Source organism: Enterococcus sp. E4-150, assembly GCF_035726465.1.
Taxonomy (GTDB): Bacteria; Bacillota; Bacilli; order Lactobacillales; family Enterococcaceae; genus Enterococcus_B; species Enterococcus_B faecium.
Map to the genome: position 1 here is coordinate 1 of NZ_JAPRGK010000041.1, position 1,295 is coordinate 1,295.

Annotated in this window: 1 protein-coding gene and 1 pseudogene; one reads left to right on the forward strand and one right to left on the reverse strand. The window is 27.4% G+C overall.

The genetic code is table 11. From position 1 onward, the window contains the following. Positions 1-331: 331 nt before the first annotated feature. A pseudogene (locus OZ002_RS13315) lies at positions 332-427 on the forward strand (DUF5960 family protein); the annotation flags it as partial. A 596-nt stretch (positions 428-1,023) separates the two neighbouring features. On the opposite strand, the gene OZ002_RS13265 reads toward OZ002_RS13315, so the two are convergent. Further along, a partial coding sequence (locus OZ002_RS13265) for a linear amide C-N hydrolase (protein WP_325083494.1) occupies positions 1,024-1,295 on the reverse strand: 272 nt, incomplete at its 5' end.

A 1,295-nucleotide genomic window follows, 5' to 3' on the forward strand; every position in this document is an offset into this window, starting at 1 on the left:
TTCAGTGTAAAATGTACTTGGGTCATGTAACGTCCTCCTGGGTATGTTTTTGTGGTTAAAAACATTGTACCGTAAAAGGGCTGTTACATGGCCTTTTATCTTTTACACAATTATATGGACTTTATCCTTCGTTTAGTTCTAAAACCTATACTTGCATTTCTACTCCTATCAAAAATCCATATATTCAGAAGTAATAATATCGCTACTATTAAGATAAAATTACTATAAAAAAGCAAAATATTCCCTCCTAATTAAATATTAAATACCGAAAAAATTATGTTTAGATAATACCATAGTTAAGTTTTTCCTTGTGATGTTTTTCGTAAAAAGATATTTTAGCAGCATTATCGTTACAGTGCATAGTTACCATCGGCGTTATGACTATATAAAGTATACTTTCGTTGATCCAGAAAGGTATATAGATTAAAATAAGTTACCTAAAAAGGACAAATACAAATTTTATTATCTTATTCATAGTAAGAAGATAATTTTAAGATTGCGAAATACGATACTATTTGTAATCTATAGTATCAGTCCTATAAAATAAACATCTAATTAATTACTCTAAATCCTAATTATAAGCCTTTTTTCTCACTTTTTTTCAAAAATATGGTATGCTTCTTAGTGAATTCAAATATATGGTATGCTTCTTAGTAAATTCAAATATATGGTATGCTTCTTAGTGAATTCAAATATAAAAGAGTTTAAAGCGTAATACACTTATGGGGAAGTGGTTTGGGGTGCGCTTTAAACTCTTCTTTATTATTATCTCACAGCATGCTTAAAAGGTCTATGGATTAAGTTATGTAAAAAAGTGCCTCTTTAAACGTCCTAAAATCCAAACAAGGATAGCATAATATACACTATCGTTGATCCAGAAAACAGGTAAATAAATTTTGCAAAAGCAATAAGTTAAAAACATTACAAAAAAGACAAGGATATCACATCAAGAAAAAATGTTTTGAAAATATCTTTGCCTTTTTGTATTATATCTATATTAAATAATCAATCACAACACACTAACTAATTTATATATTTAATTTGTTGTTTTTCTATAATTGGATAACTAATTAACTTATGACTATCTAAGTCTTCTTTATTCATATCAATTGCAGTAATTTGACTGTCTTCATATGTTCGATAATAATAGATTCCTTTGTCAACATTACAACAAGAAGAATAAATTGTATATTCATATTTTCCATCACCAACATCACACAAACCTTTTTGTTGTTCTACTGAACCTAAGATATGGAAAAATTGACTAATACTTTCTGACTCTGAATCTCCAGATA